Genomic DNA, 17,782 nt, shown 5'->3' on the forward strand with positions numbered 1-17,782 from the left:
CGCAGCATTGAAGCTAATTGACAAATACATCCTGAAGAAGTTCCTGACCACGTATGTGTTCACGGTGCTGATCATGGTCGCGGTGATTCTGGTGATTGACTTCACGGAGAAGAACGACGACTTCATCAAGCACAATGTGCCCATTTCAGAGATTATCTTCGACTACTACATTCACCTGATCCCGTTCTATGCGAACATGCTGAGCCCGATTACGGTGTTCATCGCGACGGTGTTTGTGACCTCCAAGATGGCGTCTCATACCGAGATTGTGGCCATTCTGAGCGGCGGTGTGAGCTTCAAGCGCTTCCTGGTGCCATACCTGATCGGTGCGACTATAATTGGAGCCTTGATTTTTGGTCTGATCGGCTGGGTGATTCCGAATTCGAACAAGGAGAGTGTAGCCTTTCAGGTGAAGTATGTGAAGAGTCCCTTTACTTATGACAGCCGCAACATTCACCTCAAAATAGCACCTGATACCTATGTGTACATGGAGAGCTACAACAACACAGCGCACGTGGGCTACAACTTTGCCATTGAGGAGATAAAAGGCACCAACCTGAGCAAGAAGCTGACGGCTAGCAGCGTACAGTGGAATCCAGAGAGTCAGAAGTGGCGCGTGGACCGCTATACCTTGCGCACCTTCGACGGCGAGAACGAGAGCATCTACCATGGCGGTGCCTTGGACACAACGCTCAATATGCTCCCTAAAGACTTTGAGAGTACCTATAAGCTGGAGCAAACTATGACGCTGCCGGAGCTGAATCGCTTCATAAATGAAAAGATCAACCGGGGTGCTGACGATATTGAAACCTACCTGATCGAGAAATACGAACGTTACAGCTATCCTTTTGCGATCATAATCCTGACTGTGATCGGGGTGATCGTGAGTGCCCGCAAGGCACGGGGAGGCGTAGGTATGCAGATCGCGCTTGGCTTTTTCCTGGCCTTTGTGTTCATTATTTTTGTGATCACGAGTCGCAGCCTGGCGCAGGTCGGCGACCTCGACCCAATGTATGCGGCCTGGGTGCCGAGTATCATATTCACAGGTATAGGGTTTCTTCTTTATCGTTATATTCCACGCTAATGCCGCGTCTCAAGGATTTTATCGAGCTCCATTTCATTGTATTGTTATGGGGCTTCACAGCCATACTAGGCAAACTGATCACGATCCCGGCAGTGGAGCTGGTGTTTCTCCGCACCCTGATCGCAGCACTGGCACTCGGCGCTATTATCTACCGGCGCAAGACCCAATTCTGGCTTGGTCGCAGCAATCTGTTCATCATCATGGGAGTCGGGCTGATGATCTCGGCGCACTGGATCCTGTTTTTCGCCTCTGCCCGCATCTCGTCGGTTTCGCTCTGCCTGGTAGGTATGGCCACCTGTAGCCTGTGGACTGCCCTGCTGGAACCTGCCTTTACGAGCAAAAAGCTCAAAGTTCACGAAATCCTGCTGGGACTCATCATCCTGATGGGCCTCTACATCATCTTCCAGGCCGAAACAGAATTTGACAACATGCTGGGAATAGGTATGGCGGTGGGCTCTGCGCTGCTGGGAGCGATCTTTACGATCATCAATGCCAGATTAGCCAAGAAGCACCCTTCCACGACCATCACAGCCTATGAAATGGCAGGTGCCTGTATCGGTACGGCGCTGTTCTTTCCTGTTTATGCTGACCTGTTCACGGAGACGGATACACTGAGTTTTGCCATGAACGGCATGGACTGGGTATACCTGTTGCTGTTGGCAGTGGTTTGTACGGTGTATGCCTATACCGCCTCAGTAAGGCTGATGCAGAAAATATCGGCCTATACCGTAAACCTGACTGTGAACATGGAGCCGATTTATGGCATTCTACTGGCGTGGATCATATTCAACGAGAATGAGCAGATGACATCCAACTTCTACATTGGAGCGGTCATCATCTTGCTGAGCGTCTTCATTCACCCGGTATTGGATACCTACAGCGAGCGTCGCAAAAAATTAAAGCAAGCCTTTCCAGAGAAGGTAGTGGCCGGGAAAGACTAGGTTGGCTGGCTCCTTTTTGAACAAGCCATACACTGCTGATCCGGAACCGGTCATGGAGGCATAGTCGGCGCCTGCACTGTAGAGCTGCTCTTTTATACCTGCCAGCTCCGGATAAAGAGGGAACAGCGCCACTTCAAAGTCGTTATGGAGCATTTCTTTCCATACCTGCACATCCTGCTTCAGGTACATCTCTATGCCGCAGCTCGGCTTTTTAGGTATAATGTTGCCATAGGCTTCGGCCGTCGTGATATGAATACCCGGGTATACCACCACGCAGGTATAGCCGTTCAGATCCAGCTCCACAGGCCTGAATACATCTCCCTTTTCGTAGGCAATAACGGGTTTGTTCCGGATAAAGAAAGCACAGTCGCTGCCGAGCTGACGGGCGTAATTTTCGAGCTGCTCTTCGCTCAGGTTGAGTTCGAACAGGGTGTTAAGTTGCTTCAGGGCAAAAGCCGCATCGGCTGAGCCGCCTCCCAGCCCCGCTCCCATCGGTATGACCTTGTGCAGGTGCATGTGCACAGGTGGCAGCTGGAAGTCCAGCTGCAACAGCTTGTAGGCCTTCAGACACAAGTTACTGTCCGGATTACCGGGCACGGGCAGGCCACTCATGGTAAAGGCCTCCGCATCAGAAGGCACAATCTCCAGGGCATCGCACCACCGCACCGGGTAAAAGCACGACTCCAGGTTATGAAATCCGTCTGGACGCTTCTCCGTCACCAGCAGTCCCAGGTTTATCTTTGCATTCGGAAAATCCAGCATAGGTATGGTCTTGATCATGTAAGGAGCCCGTCCCAGGATATACTTGTTCTTTCAGGCTCAGGTATACTTCCTCCCAGACTTTCTGACTCTTAAACTCCTAAATTCTTAAACTCCCAAACTCATTTCGTTTTCTCCAGCGCCTGCGCCAGATCGGCCAGCAGTTCTACTGTTTCTTCTATGCCTACCGACAGGCGGATCACTCCCAGCGTGATACCCAGTTTCTGTTGCTGATCCGGGCTTAGGCTGCGGTGAGAGGTGCGGAGCGGGTGTGAAATGGAGCTGCTTACACCTGCCAGCGATGGGGCAAACGGAATGTGCTGCAGCGCCTTCATAAAGCTATTAACCGTTTCCAGGTCATCTTCGAGGCGGAAAGAAAGCATACCTCCAAACATGCCGCACCCTTGCCCCTTAGACAGTTTGTGTTGCGGGTGCTGCGGCAGTCCTGGGTACCATACCTGCTTCACCTTAGGGTGGCGGCATAAGAACTCGGCTACTGCCATCGCATTAAAGCAGTGCTGCTTCATGCGTACATGCAACGTTTTCAGGCCACGGGCAGCCAACCAGCTCTCAAATGGGCTCAGGTTGAGGCCATACACCCGCATGATCTGCTTGCTGCGCTCCATGTCTTCTGCTTTGCCCGCCACTACTACACCCGCCGTCACGTCACTGTGTCCAGACAAGTATTTGGTCACACTGTGGATCACCATGTCAGCACCCAGGTGGAGCGGCTTGGTAATAACGGGTGTGGCAAAAGTATTGTCGATGAGCAGCTTTATACCTTTCCGCTTGGTTTCGGCTGAGAGGCGCTGTAGATCCACCACCTGTAGCAGTGGATTGCTCATGGTCTCTGCCAACAATAGCTTTGTATTCTCCTTTACATACCCGTCCAAGGTATAGAGCTCCTCACTCGGCACATAGCTCACCGCTATACCCATACGGGTAAGTTCCTGCGATAGCAAGGCTGCTGAACCACCGTAGATCTCCTCTGCACACAGTAGGTGGTCGCCTGACTGGCAATAGGTAAGCACCGCCGTCAGGATGGCCGACATACCCGAAGAGGTGGCCACAGCCCCTGCTCCTTCCTCCAGTTTGTTCACCTCCTCGGCAAGCTCGTCGGAGTTGGGGTTGCCGTAGCGGGTGTACATGTACTTCTGGTCCGGCTGCTCAAAGTATAGCTCCAGGTCGTTCAGGTCTTCAAACGTGAACACCGAAGTCTGGTAGATGGGTGTGGTTTTCGGGTGGATCTGTGCCATGGTCAGGTATAAATAAAACCGGCCTTTAAGTTAAGAAGTTAATTTCTATATATTGTGCAGGTATAGCATAAGTGCCCGTCAGAAAGCCCAAATACAAGCAATGTTGTACCTAAAACTTAAAACAACAGGTATAACCCTCCATGCAGCAAGGGGCCAGGCAAAAGTTAAAAGAATGGAAAACCATCTCCCTTCACCAACAATCGAGTTATATATAATTTAGTAACCCAATACTGGTTTATCCAAACCGATACAATTACAAAAACCATCGTCATGAAATCACGACTTTCAGGCAAGAGCAAACTTCTAAAACTGGGGCTGCTGCTTTTACTCCTAAGTCCGGCTTGTAAGCAGCCCGCTCAACAATCTACACCGACTGCTACTGCTCCAGCAACAGAAGGAACTGCTGAATTTGTACCGCAGTGGGCGAAAACAGTCGTTTGGTATCAGATTTTCCCGGAGCGCTTCCGGGACGGCGACAAAAGCAACAACCCAACCGTAGCCACTATCCTGGGGGCAGACCCCAAGGAACCGCCAAAAGCATGGCAGGTACACCCCTGGGGAAGCGATTGGTACCAGTTGCAGGCCTATGAGAAGCAGAACGGCGAACCTGAAATGTGGAAGCACCTGCTCCGGCGGCGCTACGGCGGCGACCTGCAAGGTATCATCGACAAACTGGATTACCTGCAGGACCTAGGCATCACGGCCATCTACCTGAATCCTGTTTTTCAGGCTCCCTCCCTGCACAAATACGATGGAGAGAGCTACCACCACATCGACCCAAACTTTGGTCCTGACCCTGAAGGTGACCGAAAACTGATTGCAACCGAAAACCCCTTGGATCCATCTACCTGGGTATGGACCAGCGCTGATGAACTGGCCCTAAAGCTGATCAAAGAGGCGCATAAGCGTGACATGAGAATCATCTTCGACGGGGTGTTTAACCACCTGGGCTACAATAGCTTTGCTTTTCAGGACGTGGTCAAGAATCAGCAGAACTCCCCTTACAAGGATTGGTTCATCATCAAATCCTGGGACGATCCTCAGAAAGGCACCACCTTCGACTACGAAGGCTGGTTTGGGGTGAAATCACTACCCGAGTTGCGGGAAGACAGTACAGGTATAGTAGAAGGCCCTCGGCAGTACATTTTTAACGCCACAGAACGCTGGATGAACCCCAAAGGAGAAGGTATAGAAAATGGCATTGATGGCTGGAGATTGGATGTAGCTTTTTGCGTGGGGCACCCTTTCTGGAAGAAGTGGCGAAAGCATGTCCGCTCCATTAATCCGAAAGCCTACATGACCGCTGAGATCGTGGATACGCCGGACAAAGTGAAGCCCTATATGCAGGGAGATGAGTTTGACGGAGAGATGAACTACAACTTTGCTTTTGCCTCGGCTGAGTTCTTCTTCAACCCGGACACCATGCGCATCTCGGCCACTGAATTTGACAATAAATTAAAGGCGCTGCGAGAGCTATACCCGCCCGGGGTAGCCTATGTTTCCCAAAACCTGTTCGGAAGTCATGACTCCAACAGAATCGGTTCCCATATCGTGAATCGCGGAGTTGGCAATTTCAGAGACTGGGGCAAGTACTTTAACACCTCTGTTGCACTGAACAACCCCAACTACTCCACCCGCAAGCCCAAGCCAGAGGACATTGAGCTGCAAAAGCTTTTTGTAATCATGCAGATGACCTATGTGGGCGCTCCCATGGTATATTACGGCGACGAGGTAGGCATGTGGGGTGGCAACGACCCCGACTCTCGAAAGCCCATGATCTGGCCAGATATACAGTATGAAGATGAAGTCTACAACGCCGATGGATCTACCCATGCCCCAGACAAAGTGGAGATTAATCAGTCTTTATTTGAACATTATAAAAAGCTGATCCATATAAGAAGGGACAACCCTGCGCTGCAGTCCGGTACTTACAAGACTTTGCTGTCCGATGATGAAAAAGATCTGTTGGTATTTGAGCGTACTCACGAAGGCGAAAATATCATCGTAGTTATCAATAATAGCTCCCAAAAAGCAGAGATCGCATTGCCGGAACTGACGGAAAAATGTTTTAAGGACCTGCTGAGTTCAAAGGAATTTAAACAAGGAGATAAAATAACGGTTGCTGGTAAATGGGGACTTATACTAGCAAACTGCCCTTAGAAGATTCCTCATTAACAGATACCACATCACATGCACAAACTGGTAACAGACATGACAACGCCCTACCATACCCTTACCATCACCGACATCAGGGAAGAAGTGCCCGGCGTGAAGATCTTTACCCTACAGTCAGCGGATAACCGGCCCCTGCCCTACAAAGCCGGCCAGTACCTGACGCTGGTGCACCACGGCCCACATGGTGAAGTGCGTCGGTCTTATTCCATCACCTCCTCCCCTGTGTTGCAGGAGCCGCTCCAGATTGGGGTGAAACGCATCGAGAATGGCTTGTTCTCGCGCATGCTGGTGGACAATGCCCGGGTTGGAGATAAGCTAATCACAACAGGAGCGGCAGGGCTGTTTACCTTACCGGATGAAGGCACAGACAATAAGCAGCTTTTCTTTCTGGCAGCCGGCAGTGGCATTACGCCCGTCTACTCGCTGCTCAAAACGCTGCTGCATGCTCGTCCGGATTTATCGGCCGTGCTGCTTTACAGCAATAGCTTTCCAGAGAGAGCTATGTTCTTAAAACCCCTGCAGCAGTTGACTACTGACTTCCCGGACAGGTTTCATGCGGAGTTTATCTTTAGCAATTCCCCTGATCTAAGCCGGGCACGACTGCATAAAGACCTGCTCCAGCGTTTCATAAGCTCACTTTCGAGGGCGCCTCATGATGAGCTGCTTTTCTACATCTGCGGACCTGACAACTACATGCGTCTGATGTCTTTTGCGCTGCGACAGTTCGGTATTCCGGAGAGCAACATCCGCAAAGAGATCTTCAACACCGACATCCGCAGACCCGCTAAACTGATGCCACCTGACACTGCTGCCCATAATGTCACGTTGCATATCGGCGGCGGCACGCACCAGATCATTTCACGCTACCCCAACAACATTATCCAGAGTGCCCGCCAGGCAGGTATAGCCATGCCCTACAGCTGCGAAACAGGAAAGTGCGGCAGTTGCCTGGCCAGGGTGCTGAAGGGCAAGGTATGGATGTCATACAACGAGGTGCTCACTGACCGAGATATCGAGAAAGGTATGACCCTCACTTGTGTAGGCTTTCCGGTAGGCGGAGATGTGGAGTTGGAGGTGTTGTAGCTCAACATTCCCTAGTCCTACAATATCTTCTAAAAAGTGTAGTTTGTTTTATAAATCGAATAAAGATTTAGCTATATTTAGACAGGCTTAGTCTGCTAGCCTCTCACCGCTTTTGATTCCGGGCTTGAAGCATCTTCAGGTATAGAAACCTGGCAAATAGGCATCACAGGCCAGTTTATTCTTAAAACAGTAACACTCAACTGCACAAATGATGAAAACAATCACCGCTATTGCCGGTCTGGTGCTCTTATCCTTATCAGCACAGGCACAGGATTTATACCGCCCACAGCTGCGCCTTAAACCGCTCAACAACAAACTGGAGCTAGATTACTTTGGTAAAGACTCCTCCACGAGCAAGCTTAATCCATTTGAAAAGCCAGGCAGCAGGTATAGCCTGTTTCCAAAGTCTCCTTCAAAAAACGCTGACACAGCAAAAGGCAATGAGCCAAAGTTCACCATGCCTATCCTGGTGCCTGACTCTACTATCCAGTTTCATATACTGGCCCTGAAACCCGACTCCACGGTAGCCTTCCCGATGCCTGTCAGAAAACCATAACCTCTTCAGCCGACTCTTGATGATCATGAAAAAATCTACTCCTATACTTCTTGTCTTTGCTCTCCTTTGGCTGAGCTCAGTGCTTCCCCTCCAAGCACAGTCCATCTCTTCGCAGGAAATCGACCAGGTGGTGGAGCGGGCGATGAACGCCTTTCAGGTGCCCGGTATAGCCGTGGCCGTGGTAAAGGATGGCAAAGTAGTGCACATGAAAGGCTACGGCGTAAACTCGATCAGCACCGGCGAAAAAACAAACGAGCATACCCTATTCGGTGTAGCATCCAACACCAAGGCCTTCACGGCGGCATCGCTGGGTTTGCTGGTTGAGGAAGGCAAGATCAAGTGGGACGACAAGGTGGTGAAGTACATACCTGAGTTCCGACTTTACAACGACTACGTAACGGAGGAGTTCACCATCCGGGACCTCCTCACCCACCGCAGTGGCTTGGGCCTGGGGGCCGGAGACCTGATGATGTTCCCCGATGGCAACGACTTCACGGTGAACGACCTGATCCGCAACATACAATACCTGAGACCGGTATCCGATTTCAGGTCAAAATATGACTATGACAACCTGCTTTACATCATAGCCGGTGAAGTAGTGGCTCGTGTAACAGGCAACAGTTGGTCAGAATTCACCGAAAAGCGCATATTGCAGCCGCTGGGTATGGCCCGCAGCGCAGCCAGCTACGACCGACTCCGCGACCTGAGCAATACTATCGAAGCCCACGCTGTGGTGGAGGGTAAACTGAAAATAATCGACCGCTACAACCTGCCCTTTGGTGCCGCAGCCGGAGGTATGTACACCAGCGTGCACGACCTGAGCAAGTGGCTAATCATGCTGATGAACGATGGCAGGTATGGCGACGACCTCAAGCAGCGACTGCTCACACAGAAGGTAATCCGGGAGCAGTGGACGCCGCAAACCATTATACCTTACCATGGCAAAAGTCCTTTTAACACCCACTTCCGCTCTTACGGCCTTGGCTGGTTCCTGAGTGATGTAAAAGGACACAAAGAAGTGAGCCACACAGGTGGCCTGCCAGGTATGGTAAGCCAGGTAACCATGCTGCCAGAGCTAAACTTGGGCATTATTGTACTCACTAACCAGCAAAATGGACAGGCCTTCCGCTCCATCACCAATACCATTAAGCAGGCTTACCTGGGCATGGAAGCACATGACTGGGTAGCGGAGCTGAAGCAGGAAGAGGACGTGTATATGGCAGAGGCCACGGCATACACCGACAAGATCTGGGGCGATGTGAATAAAGTGCTGAAAGAGAAGAAATCAAAAGTAACTTTTGACAACCATGTGGGCACTTTTGAAGATAAGTGGTTCGGCCATGTGGAAATCTACAAGCAGAAGAACAGGCTATACTTCAAATCACTCCGGTCGCCGAGGCTGCAGGGTGAAATGCTCTACTACAAAGACAATACTTTTGTCGTGAAATGGACCGACCGCAGCTTCGAGGCCGATGCCTTTTTGGTGTATGTGCCTGACAAGGAAGGCAGGCTCTCAGGCATTAACATGAAAGCCGTCTCTCCGCTCACCGACTTCAGCTATGACTTCCACGACCTGGACCTCAAAAGAGTACAGGTTGTGCCGCAAAGCTCGGCAGCTCCAATCAGAAAATAGGCTCAGCTATACCTCATACCTGCTATCATCATGACCGGAAGAAGCGTTTACCTGACCATCGGAGCTGCTTTCCTGCTTTGCTCCCATACCTATGCACAAGGGCAGGCTATCACTGAAGCCCCGGAAAGCTACCGGAAGAATGCCATACTTGCGACTGTTGGTACTGTTGGGCTGATGGGTGCTTACAACCTGCACTACGAGCGGATGCTCCTGTCCGGCAAGGAGGGTTCGCTTCAGGGTTTTTGGGCAAAAGTTGGTGTTGGAGGCTGGGGTGTCTGGTCATCAGGGGGACCGTACCAGTCGCTGATGCTTGGCACCATGACAGGTAAGAAAAATAGCCATTTTGAGCTTAATTTTGGGCTGGCCCGCATGGTCGACGTAAGCGCCTATGACAATGCAAAAGACATAAACGAATACCTTGGCGAGCCGCAGCCACCAAAATCAAACTACATCCATATCAGGGCTGTTGGCACAGCGGGTTACAGGTTCCAAAAGCCTACCAGCCGCTTCCTGTTCCGGTGTGGCGCCGGCTATCCAGAAACCTTATACCTTGGAATAGGTGCAGCTTTTTAATTAAGCAGACAGGATCTCTACTGCGCCACGAAGAAACTAAAAGCCCCTTCTGCTCTTGCCGAACAGAAGGGGCTTTTTAATGTTTTAGCGGGTGCTGTACTACTCGGTAGCTGACTCAGCCAACACGATGATCTTGTTGTTCAGCACTTCTACCACACCACCATCCACGGTATAGAACGTTTGTCCTTGTGCGGTAGTGATACGGATTCTGCCATTTTCGAGGGTGCTGATAAGGGGAGCGTGCGAGTCCAGTACTTCAAACGAACCGTTTGTGCCTGGAAACTGAGCAGCCTCTACCTCACCGGCAAAAACCTTCTTATCTGGTGTGATTATCTCTAAATACATCTTTATTAGTTGAGAGTTTAGAGTTAAGAGTTAAAAGTCACCGCTGGAAAACCAACTCTTAACTTTCAACTCTTAACTTTTAACTAAGAAGTCTATTTTGCTTCGGCCATCATCTTCTCACCTTTCGCTACGGCGTCTTCAATGGTACCAACCAGGTTGAAGGCCGCCTCAGGCAGGTGATCGTACTTACCGTCCATGATCTCGTTGAAGCCACGGATGGTGTCTTTGATGTCTACAAGCACACCAGCAAGACCAGTGAACTGCTCTGCTACGTGGAACGGCTGAGACAGGAAACGCTGCACACGGCGCGCTCTGTGTACAACCTGCTTATCTTCTTCAGAAAGTTCGTCCATACCCAAGATGGCGATGATGTCCTGAAGTTCTTTGTAGCGCTGCAGGATCTCTTTCACACGCTGCGCTGTACCGTAGTGGTCTTCGCCCAATACGTCGGCAGAAAGGATGCGTGAAGTAGAGTCCAGTGGATCCACCGCAGGGTAGATACCAAGCTCGGCAATCTTACGAGAAAGTACTGTAGTAGCGTCCAAGTGAGCAAACGTTGTTGCTGGAGCCGGGTCAGTCAAGTCATCCGCAGGTACGTAAACGGCCTGTACAGATGTAATGGAACCACGCTTAGTTGACGTGATACGCTCTTGCATGGCACCCATCTCCGTTGCCAGCGTTGGCTGGTAACCTACCGCTGACGGCATACGACCAAGAAGTGCCGATACCTCAGAACCCGCCTGCGTGAAGCGGAAGATGTTGTCGATAAAGAACAGGATGTCACGACCAGCGCCGGTACCGTCACCGTCACGGAAGTTTTCAGCGATAGTTAGACCAGACAGGGCCACACGTGCACGTGCCCCAGGAGGCTCGTTCATCTGACCGAACACCAGCGTTGCCTGCGATTTCTCCAGCTCGGCCATGTCCACTTTCGTCAGGTCCCATCCGCCAGCTTCCATCGAGTGCTTAAACTCTGCACCGTAACGGATAATGTCGGATTCCAGGAATTCACGAAGCAAGTCATTTCCTTCGCGGGTACGCTCACCTACACCGGCAAACACAGACAGGCCTGAGTAGGCCTTGGCAATGTTGTTTACCAGCTCCATGATCAATACCGTTTTACCTACACCGGCACCACCAAAAAGACCAATTTTACCACCTTTTACATAAGGGGCCAGCAGGTCGATTACTTTGATACCAGTATAAAGGATTTCAGAAGACGTTGCCAGTTCTTCGAAACGCGGCGCAGCGCGGTGAATTGGCAGACGCGTAGTAGTAGCAGGCTGAGGAATACCATCGATCGCTTCGCCAATTACGTTGAAAAGACGACCATTGATAGCATTGCCAGTAGGCATCGTGATTGGGCCGCCCAGGTCAGTTACCTGTGCACCACGGGTAAGGCCTTCGCTGGAGTCCATCGCAATGGTACGTACACGATCTTCGCCAAGGTGCTGCTGCACCTCTAGCACGATGCGTTGGCCGTTTTCTTTAATTACCTCAAGCGCATCGAGGATGTTTGGTAATTTTGCGTTTTCACCCGCAAAGCTAACGTCCACAACCGGACCGATAACCTGGGTAATTCTGCCAATATTCGCCATTTGACTTTTTATATTGATTAACTGTATAACGGAGTTATTTCAAGGCGCAAAACTAATGTATAAAAGGGACAATTCCACACAACACCCCAAAAAGTTTTAACTTACTCAAAATCAAAGTATAGCCCTCTTCTCTCGATCTTCCACAGGAAGGCACGGCTCTTGTATACAAAAAGGCACAGCCCTGCGCCAATCGCAGCACTATGCCTTCCGGGAACCATCGTATTAGTTACCTCTTCTTTACTCCAACAAAGCTCTTAATTAAAATTTCAATTGCGCTCTAACACCAGCTGTACCTCCTTTACCTGACCTAATTTGTCCTTTGTATTTGGCAGTGGGCTCACTCCCAGCAGCCTTACTTTATAAAGTGCAGCCCCCAGCCTGACTACTGCCTCATCTTCAGGTTGGCTTCCACCAGCACAGTTCCCCTGGCACAACGTGAGAGTTTCGCCTCTGTCATTTCCTATACCTATTATCAAGTTTACTTTCACGCTGCCATAAGTAATACAAACCACATCGCTCGGGCACCGGCTGTCACGCACGTCTTCTACTTTCAGCTTAACAATGGGTGCAGCATCAAATCCACTGTTGTTATACAGGGCCGACTGCCCCTCCCTGAGCCTGACCTCCTGCCCCAGGTATGCATTAATTGCACCTAGATCTTCTTTCGCACAGGAAAAAAGAAGATTAAGCAGCACAACGAAAATCAGGAAGCGTTTCATAACATGGTCCTATGGTTTAATTGGTTGATCCCAAAAAAAGCCAAAAGGTTGCATTCCAAATGCATTCAATCAGATACGATATTTTTCTGATAACATGATTTAAACCATCTTGCTTTCTGAATGTCTATACCTACCGAGCGGCTTATACCTGTTCACCTGATCTATTCAACCAAACTAACCTTTTCATGAAGAAAATTTACCTTCTCGCTATGCTGCTGATAGCGGGCATCAGTGTACAGGCACAGCCGTCTGGTACGCCGACCAAGGGGAATTACCAGCTTGCTTCCCGCTTCTCACCCAAAAAGCTGGAGAAACTTATTTTCACCACCAACCTCGACCCGCACTGGCTCAAAAACTCCGACCGCTTCTGGTACGAGTACGAAACCAGCAATGGCAAGAACTGGTACATCGTGGATCCGGCTACCAAATCTAAAAAGCAGCTCTTTGACAATGCCAAAGTAGCCTCTGCCGTGACCATGATCGTGCAGGACCCTTTTGATGCGCAGCACCTGCCTATCAAAAACCTGAAGTTCACTGAAGACGAGAAAAGCGTGCAGTTCGAGATCAAGAGCTCGATCGATCAGGTGAAGAAAGACCGCCTGGACAAAAAAGCCGCTGATTCACTCGAGAAAAAGACATTTTACTTCCGCTATAACCTGGCTACCGGTCAGGTAGTGGAGCTGAAAGACTTTGAAAAACCGAAGTCCAAGCCACGCTGGGCCTCTATCTCACCTGACCAGCAGGTAGTGATATTCGCCAAAGAGCACAACCTCTACTGGATGGACCGCGCCAACTACGAGAAGGCACTGAAGAACGAGAAAGACTCCACCATTGTAGAGCACCAGCTCACAAAGGATGGTGTAGAGTACTATACCTACGGCGACTCCCGTGGCGAAACGAACGTAGAGCGCGAGAAGAACAAGAAGAACCGCAAGCCAGCCTTCATCCTCTGGTCACCGGACTCCAGGCAATTTGCCATGATCCGCACCGACGAACGCAAGGTAAAGGACCTGTGGGTGCTGCACCACACCGCCAATGGTCGCCCAGCACTGGAAACTTACAAGTATCAGATGCCAGGCGAGAAAGAGGCTCCAAAAAGAGAGCTGCTGGTCTTTGACTTTGCCAACAAAACGCAGAAACGCATCAACACGGCAGCCTTCAAAGACCAGGAGCTGTCGCTGTGGTCGGCACCAGCCTTGCAGAAGCAGCGTGACGATGAGCACCGCCCTAACCTGTGGCACGGCACCAAAGACAAGCTATACTTCACCCGCACCAGCCGCGACCTGAAAAAGATCGACGTGTGTGAGCTGGACATCGCTTCGGGCAAAGTAACTCCTGTTATCGAAGAGCGCTTCAACACCTACATCGACATGAACCGCATTGGCCTGGTAAAGGGTGGCAACGAGATCATCCACTGGTCTGAGCGCGATGGCTGGGGCCACTTCTACCTGTACGACGGCAAAGGCAACCTGAAAAACCGTATCACAAGCGGCTCTTTCCATGCCGAGGATCTGGTAGGTATAGACGAGAAAAACCGCGTGCTTTACTTCACAGCCAATGGTCGTGAAGACGGCGAAGACCCATACCTGATGCACCTTTACCGCATCAACTTCGACGGCAGCGGCATGACGCTCCTAAACAAAGGCAATTTCGACAACAACATCAGCCTGAACGACAACAATACCTACTTTGTGAATACGGCATCGCGCGTGAACACCGTACCGGTATCAGCGCTGTATGACACAAAAGGCCGCAAGGTGATGGACCTGGAGAAAGCTGACCTGAGCCGCCTGATGACGACCGGCTATAAATTCCCGGAGCCGTTCATGGTGAAGGCTGACGATGGCATTACCGACATCTATGGTGTGATGTACAAGCCTTTCGACTTCGACTCTACCAAGACTTACCCGATCATCGCCTATGTATACCCGGGTCCGCAGACAGAGGCTGTAAACAAGTCATTCGGCCGCAGCATGGACCGCATTGATCGCCTGGCGCAACTCGGCTTTGTGGTAGTCACAGTAGGTAACCGTGGTGGTCACCCGGCCCGCTCTAAGTGGTACCACACCTTCGGCTACGGCAACCTGCGCGACTACGGCCTGGCCGACAAGAAAGCCGCCATTGAGCAGCTGGCAGACCGTCACCGCTTCATCGACATCGACCGTGTAGGTATAACAGGACACTCCGGTGGTGGCTTTATGTCTACTGCAGCTATGCTCGTATACCCTGACTTCTTCAAGGTAGCGGTATCGGGAGCCGGTAACCACGAAAACAACATCTACAACCGCTGGTGGAGTGAAAAACACCATGGCGTGAAAGAAGTGGTGACGCCAAAAGGTGACACTACCTTCGTGTATGCCATCGAGAAAAACCCGGACCTGGCTCAAAACCTGAAGGGACACCTGATGCTGGCAACCGGCGACGTAGACAATAACGTGCACCCGGCCGGCACCATCCGCATGGCCAATGCGCTGATCAAAGCCAACAAGCGTTTTGACTTTGTACTGCTACCAGGCCAGCGCCACGGCTTCGGCGATATGACCGAATATTTCTTCTGGATGATGGGCGATTACTTCACCAAGCACCTGCTCGGCGACTTTTCGCAGCCAGTGGACATCAAGGAGATTAACCGCGAGATTGAAAACGTGGGCAACAAGCGGCGAAATGGATTTGTCGCAGCCCCTGATGAAGAATAGCGTATAAAACCTCTAAACACAGAACAGCCGCAGTGAGATGATGCTCACTGCGGCTGTTTTGTTACCAGGCTATACCTGCGACAGGCATAGAGCTATACCTAATGCAAATGCAATTAAAAAGCCATCTCCGCTATGCGCGGCTTGCTGACAAACGGTGCATGGCGGAGATGGCCTGGTATTTTTAGAGTGTTTCTTAAATTTAAAGAATCTGAGCCCAGATGGCCCGGAATAAGCGGAAGGCTAAAAATTTAAACATAATTGTAAGCGTAATCTTATTTAATTGTTCTAAAGACAAACTCCTTATTCGTCAAAAGCACTACAAATGTTTCAGCATCTCGATCTGCTCGTCATTGAGCAGGATGTAGCGGTTGTTAAAAGGGTTGGCAAAGAACTTCTCAGCTATCACATATTCGCCCGTATCCAGTTTATGAATATTGTAACTAAAAAGGCTATTGGAACGCTCAATGATCAGTTCGGTACGGCTGAGGTCGAGTTCACGTCCGCAGGTAGTGGTAATGATGTCAGAATTGACCGTCATGGTAGATGAATACATAATTGGAAGATTTAGCAAGGTTCTTTACGCAGGACTTACCAGTTGGTGACACGCAAGGGCCATAAAATCAGTTATATTTATCCACATTGGCACCCGCCGATTTTAAGCTACACCTTAATTAGCTGCTTCAAATCACCGGAACACTTGCCGCATCTTCTGGACACTGCTTTATTTGCATCGCCCTGCATCTGCTATACCTAAAGGCCTAAGCTCCGGCAACGGGGCAGAAAAAAAATTCAGCCCCTGAAATTTTTTTCCTCTTGTGCGCAGGCTCTGCCTTGCAGCTCAGGTCCGGCCAAAGAAGCAGGTCAAACCTGGCAAAGGACCACAGAATAAGACTGTGAATTTCACTCAATTAAGCATGAAAACATCTCCTGATTGCTCCTGCTAAAGCGAACTTTCGGGTGGCAATAGCGTAGCCGAAAAGCACTAGAACAAGGCGCTAAAGCAGATTTTGGACTATAATTTTCAAAAAAATTTGAGGCAAATGTTTGCAGTTTAAAATAGCCTGCCTATCTTTGCATCACTGAACGACGAAGGGGCTTCCACCCTGAAATCTAGTAGGTAGCTTGTCCGATGGTGTAACTGGCAACACGTCTGATTTTGGTTCAGAAGAGTCCAGGTTCGAAACCTGGTCGGACAACTTAAAAAGGCAACCCACAGCGATGCGGGTTGCCTTTTTTGCTTTACGCCCTCCTCCCTAACTAATTAAAAATCAGAAATATCAGGTAGCATATTTGCGGAATTTCGTAGCTTTGCAGGCATAATAACCTAAACCAAACCCTTCAAACATTTAGCATTATTATGCCACAGGTAAAAATTTTTGCTGGCTCCGCCTCCAAGTACTTAGCTGAAAAAATCGCAGCCGCTTACGGTACGCAACTCGGCGACCTTGAGCTTTTACGTTTTAGTGACGGGGAGATGGCACCACACTTCAATGAATCCGTTCGCGGTGCAGAAGTATTTCTGGTGCAGTCCACGTTTCCGCCAGCCGACAACCTGATGGAGCTTATGCTGATGGTAGATGCCGCCAAGCGTGCCTCAGCCCACAAAGTGATCGTGGTGATGCCTTACTACGGGTATGCCCGCCAGGATCGCAAAGACAAGCCCCGTGTTTCTATCGGCTCAAAAGTACTGGCCAACGCCATCCAGTCAGTAGGTGCTGACCGCCTGATGACCTGCGACCTGCACGCCGGCCAGATCCAGGGCTTCTTCGATATTCCGGTAGATCATCTGGATGGTTCAGCCATCTTTGTGCCCTACCTGCGCAGCCTCAACCTGGGCAACGACCTGATCTTCGCTTCTCCTGACGTGGGGGGTGTGGTAAGAACAAGAGCCTTTGCCAAAAACTTCGGCGCTGAAATGGTTGTCTGCGACAAACACCGCAAACGCGCTAACGAGATCGCCTCGATGCAGGTGATCGGTGACGTGGAAGGTATGGACGTGGTACTCGTAGACGATATGGTAGACACTGCCGGCACAATCACACAGGCAGCCAAACTCCTGAAAGACAAAGGTGCCAAGACAGTTCGCGCTATCGCCACGCACCCGGTACTGTCAGGCCCGGCTTACGAGCGTATCGAGAACTCTGTACTGGAAGAACTGGTTGTTTCTGACACCATTCCATTGCGCCAGGAATGCTCTAAGATCAAGGTGCTTTCTTTCTCTGAGCTGTTCGCACGCGCCATCAACAACGTAGTGACACACGAGTCCATCAGCTCGCTGTTTATATAAGTTGAATTTTTAATTGCTGGTTGTTGATTGTTGTTTCTCAGCAATTGATAACCAGCGTTGATCATAACAGTAAAGCG

General features: G+C 50.4%; 15 protein-coding genes and 1 tRNA gene. 10 read left to right on the forward strand and 6 right to left on the reverse strand.

The genetic code is table 11. The annotated features are described in order from the left end of the window. The first annotated feature begins 7 nt into the window (after positions 1–7). Together AC5FXQ_RS14375 and AC5FXQ_RS14380 are read left to right on the forward strand one after the other, a co-directional pair. Entirely contained in the window at positions 8–1,084 is a 1,077-nt protein-coding gene (locus AC5FXQ_RS14375) for an LptF/LptG family permease (protein ID WP_493603120.1), read from the forward strand. Further along, the gene (locus tag AC5FXQ_RS14380; protein ID WP_493603121.1) at positions 1,084–2,025 is read left to right on the forward strand and encodes a DMT family transporter; all 942 of its coding nucleotides are present in this window, start codon (positions 1,084–1,086) and stop codon (positions 2,023–2,025) included. Before AC5FXQ_RS14375 ends, AC5FXQ_RS14380 begins: the two co-directional genes overlap by 1 nt. On the opposite strand, the gene ispE is transcribed toward AC5FXQ_RS14380, so the two are convergent. Next, the gene (gene ispE, locus AC5FXQ_RS14385; protein WP_493603316.1) at positions 1,981–2,787 is read right to left on the reverse strand and encodes a 4-(cytidine 5'-diphospho)-2-C-methyl-D-erythritol kinase; all 807 of its coding nucleotides are present in this window, start codon (positions 2,785–2,787) and stop codon (positions 1,981–1,983) included. The genes AC5FXQ_RS14380 and ispE overlap by 45 nt on opposite strands. 119 nt (positions 2,788–2,906) lie before the next feature. Further along, positions 2,907–4,040, reverse strand: a complete 1,134-nt coding sequence (locus AC5FXQ_RS14390; RefSeq protein WP_493603122.1) for a trans-sulfuration enzyme family protein — start codon at positions 4,038–4,040, stop codon at positions 2,907–2,909. A gap of 270 nt (positions 4,041–4,310) precedes the next feature. Here AC5FXQ_RS14390 and AC5FXQ_RS14395 point away from each other — a divergent pair, with 270 nt between their 5' ends. The 5 genes from AC5FXQ_RS14395 to AC5FXQ_RS14415 all read left to right on the forward strand — a co-directional run bounded on the left by AC5FXQ_RS14395 (position 4,311) and on the right by AC5FXQ_RS14415 (position 10,060). Further along, positions 4,311–6,200, forward strand: coding sequence for a glycoside hydrolase family 13 protein (locus AC5FXQ_RS14395; RefSeq protein WP_493603123.1), 1,890 nt, complete (start codon positions 4,311–4,313; stop codon positions 6,198–6,200). A 30-nt stretch (positions 6,201–6,230) separates the two neighbouring features. Continuing rightward, positions 6,231–7,298: a 2Fe-2S iron-sulfur cluster-binding protein gene (locus AC5FXQ_RS14400; protein ID WP_493603124.1), complete on the forward strand. Its 1,068-nt coding sequence runs from the start codon at positions 6,231–6,233 to the stop codon at positions 7,296–7,298. A gap of 208 nt (positions 7,299–7,506) precedes the next feature. Beyond that, the gene (locus AC5FXQ_RS14405) at positions 7,507–7,854 is read left to right on the forward strand and encodes a hypothetical protein (RefSeq protein ID WP_493603125.1); all 348 of its coding nucleotides are present in this window, start codon (positions 7,507–7,509) and stop codon (positions 7,852–7,854) included. A 25-nt stretch (positions 7,855–7,879) separates the two neighbouring features. Next, positions 7,880–9,487, forward strand: coding sequence for a serine hydrolase (locus AC5FXQ_RS14410; protein ID WP_493603126.1), 1,608 nt, complete (start codon positions 7,880–7,882; stop codon positions 9,485–9,487). A gap of 30 nt (positions 9,488–9,517) precedes the next feature. Next, positions 9,518–10,060 (forward strand): hypothetical protein, encoded by a 543-nt coding sequence (locus AC5FXQ_RS14415; protein ID WP_493603127.1) that lies wholly within the window; start codon positions 9,518–9,520, stop codon positions 10,058–10,060. Positions 10,061–10,159: 99 nt separating this feature from the next. Here the strand turns inward: AC5FXQ_RS14415 and atpC are convergent, their stop codons facing one another. From atpC to AC5FXQ_RS14430, 3 genes are all read right to left on the reverse strand, one after another. Further along, a complete protein-coding gene (gene atpC / locus AC5FXQ_RS14420; protein WP_493603128.1) occupies positions 10,160–10,405 on the reverse strand; it encodes an ATP synthase F1 subunit epsilon in 246 nt (81 codons plus the stop codon). 92 nt (positions 10,406–10,497) lie between these two features. Continuing rightward, complete coding sequence (atpD, locus tag AC5FXQ_RS14425) at positions 10,498–12,003, reverse strand: F0F1 ATP synthase subunit beta (protein WP_493603129.1); 1,506 nt, start codon at positions 12,001–12,003, stop codon at positions 10,498–10,500. A gap of 266 nt (positions 12,004–12,269) precedes the next feature. Then, positions 12,270–12,722, reverse strand: a complete 453-nt coding sequence (locus AC5FXQ_RS14430; RefSeq protein WP_493603130.1) for a hypothetical protein — start codon at positions 12,720–12,722, stop codon at positions 12,270–12,272. A 185-nt stretch (positions 12,723–12,907) separates the two neighbouring features. Here AC5FXQ_RS14430 and AC5FXQ_RS14435 point away from each other — a divergent pair, with 185 nt between their 5' ends. Continuing rightward, the gene (locus tag AC5FXQ_RS14435) at positions 12,908–15,418 is read left to right on the forward strand and encodes a S9 family peptidase (protein WP_493603131.1); all 2,511 of its coding nucleotides are present in this window, start codon (positions 12,908–12,910) and stop codon (positions 15,416–15,418) included. 316 nt (positions 15,419–15,734) lie between these two features. Here the strand turns inward: AC5FXQ_RS14435 and AC5FXQ_RS14440 are convergent, their stop codons facing one another. Continuing rightward, complete coding sequence (locus AC5FXQ_RS14440; RefSeq protein WP_493603132.1) at positions 15,735–15,971, reverse strand: hypothetical protein; 237 nt, start codon at positions 15,969–15,971, stop codon at positions 15,735–15,737. A 570-nt stretch (positions 15,972–16,541) separates the two neighbouring features. Here AC5FXQ_RS14440 and AC5FXQ_RS14445 point away from each other — a divergent pair. Both AC5FXQ_RS14445 and AC5FXQ_RS14450 read left to right on the forward strand, forming a co-directional pair. Beyond that, a tRNA-Gln gene (locus tag AC5FXQ_RS14445) sits at positions 16,542–16,614 on the forward strand. Between the two features lie 161 nt (positions 16,615–16,775). Further along, the gene (locus AC5FXQ_RS14450) at positions 16,776–17,705 is read left to right on the forward strand and encodes a ribose-phosphate pyrophosphokinase (RefSeq protein ID WP_493603133.1); all 930 of its coding nucleotides are present in this window, start codon (positions 16,776–16,778) and stop codon (positions 17,703–17,705) included. The last annotated feature ends 77 nt before the right edge of the window (positions 17,706–17,782 follow it).

The organism is Pontibacter sp. LHS1 (genome assembly GCF_058932855.1).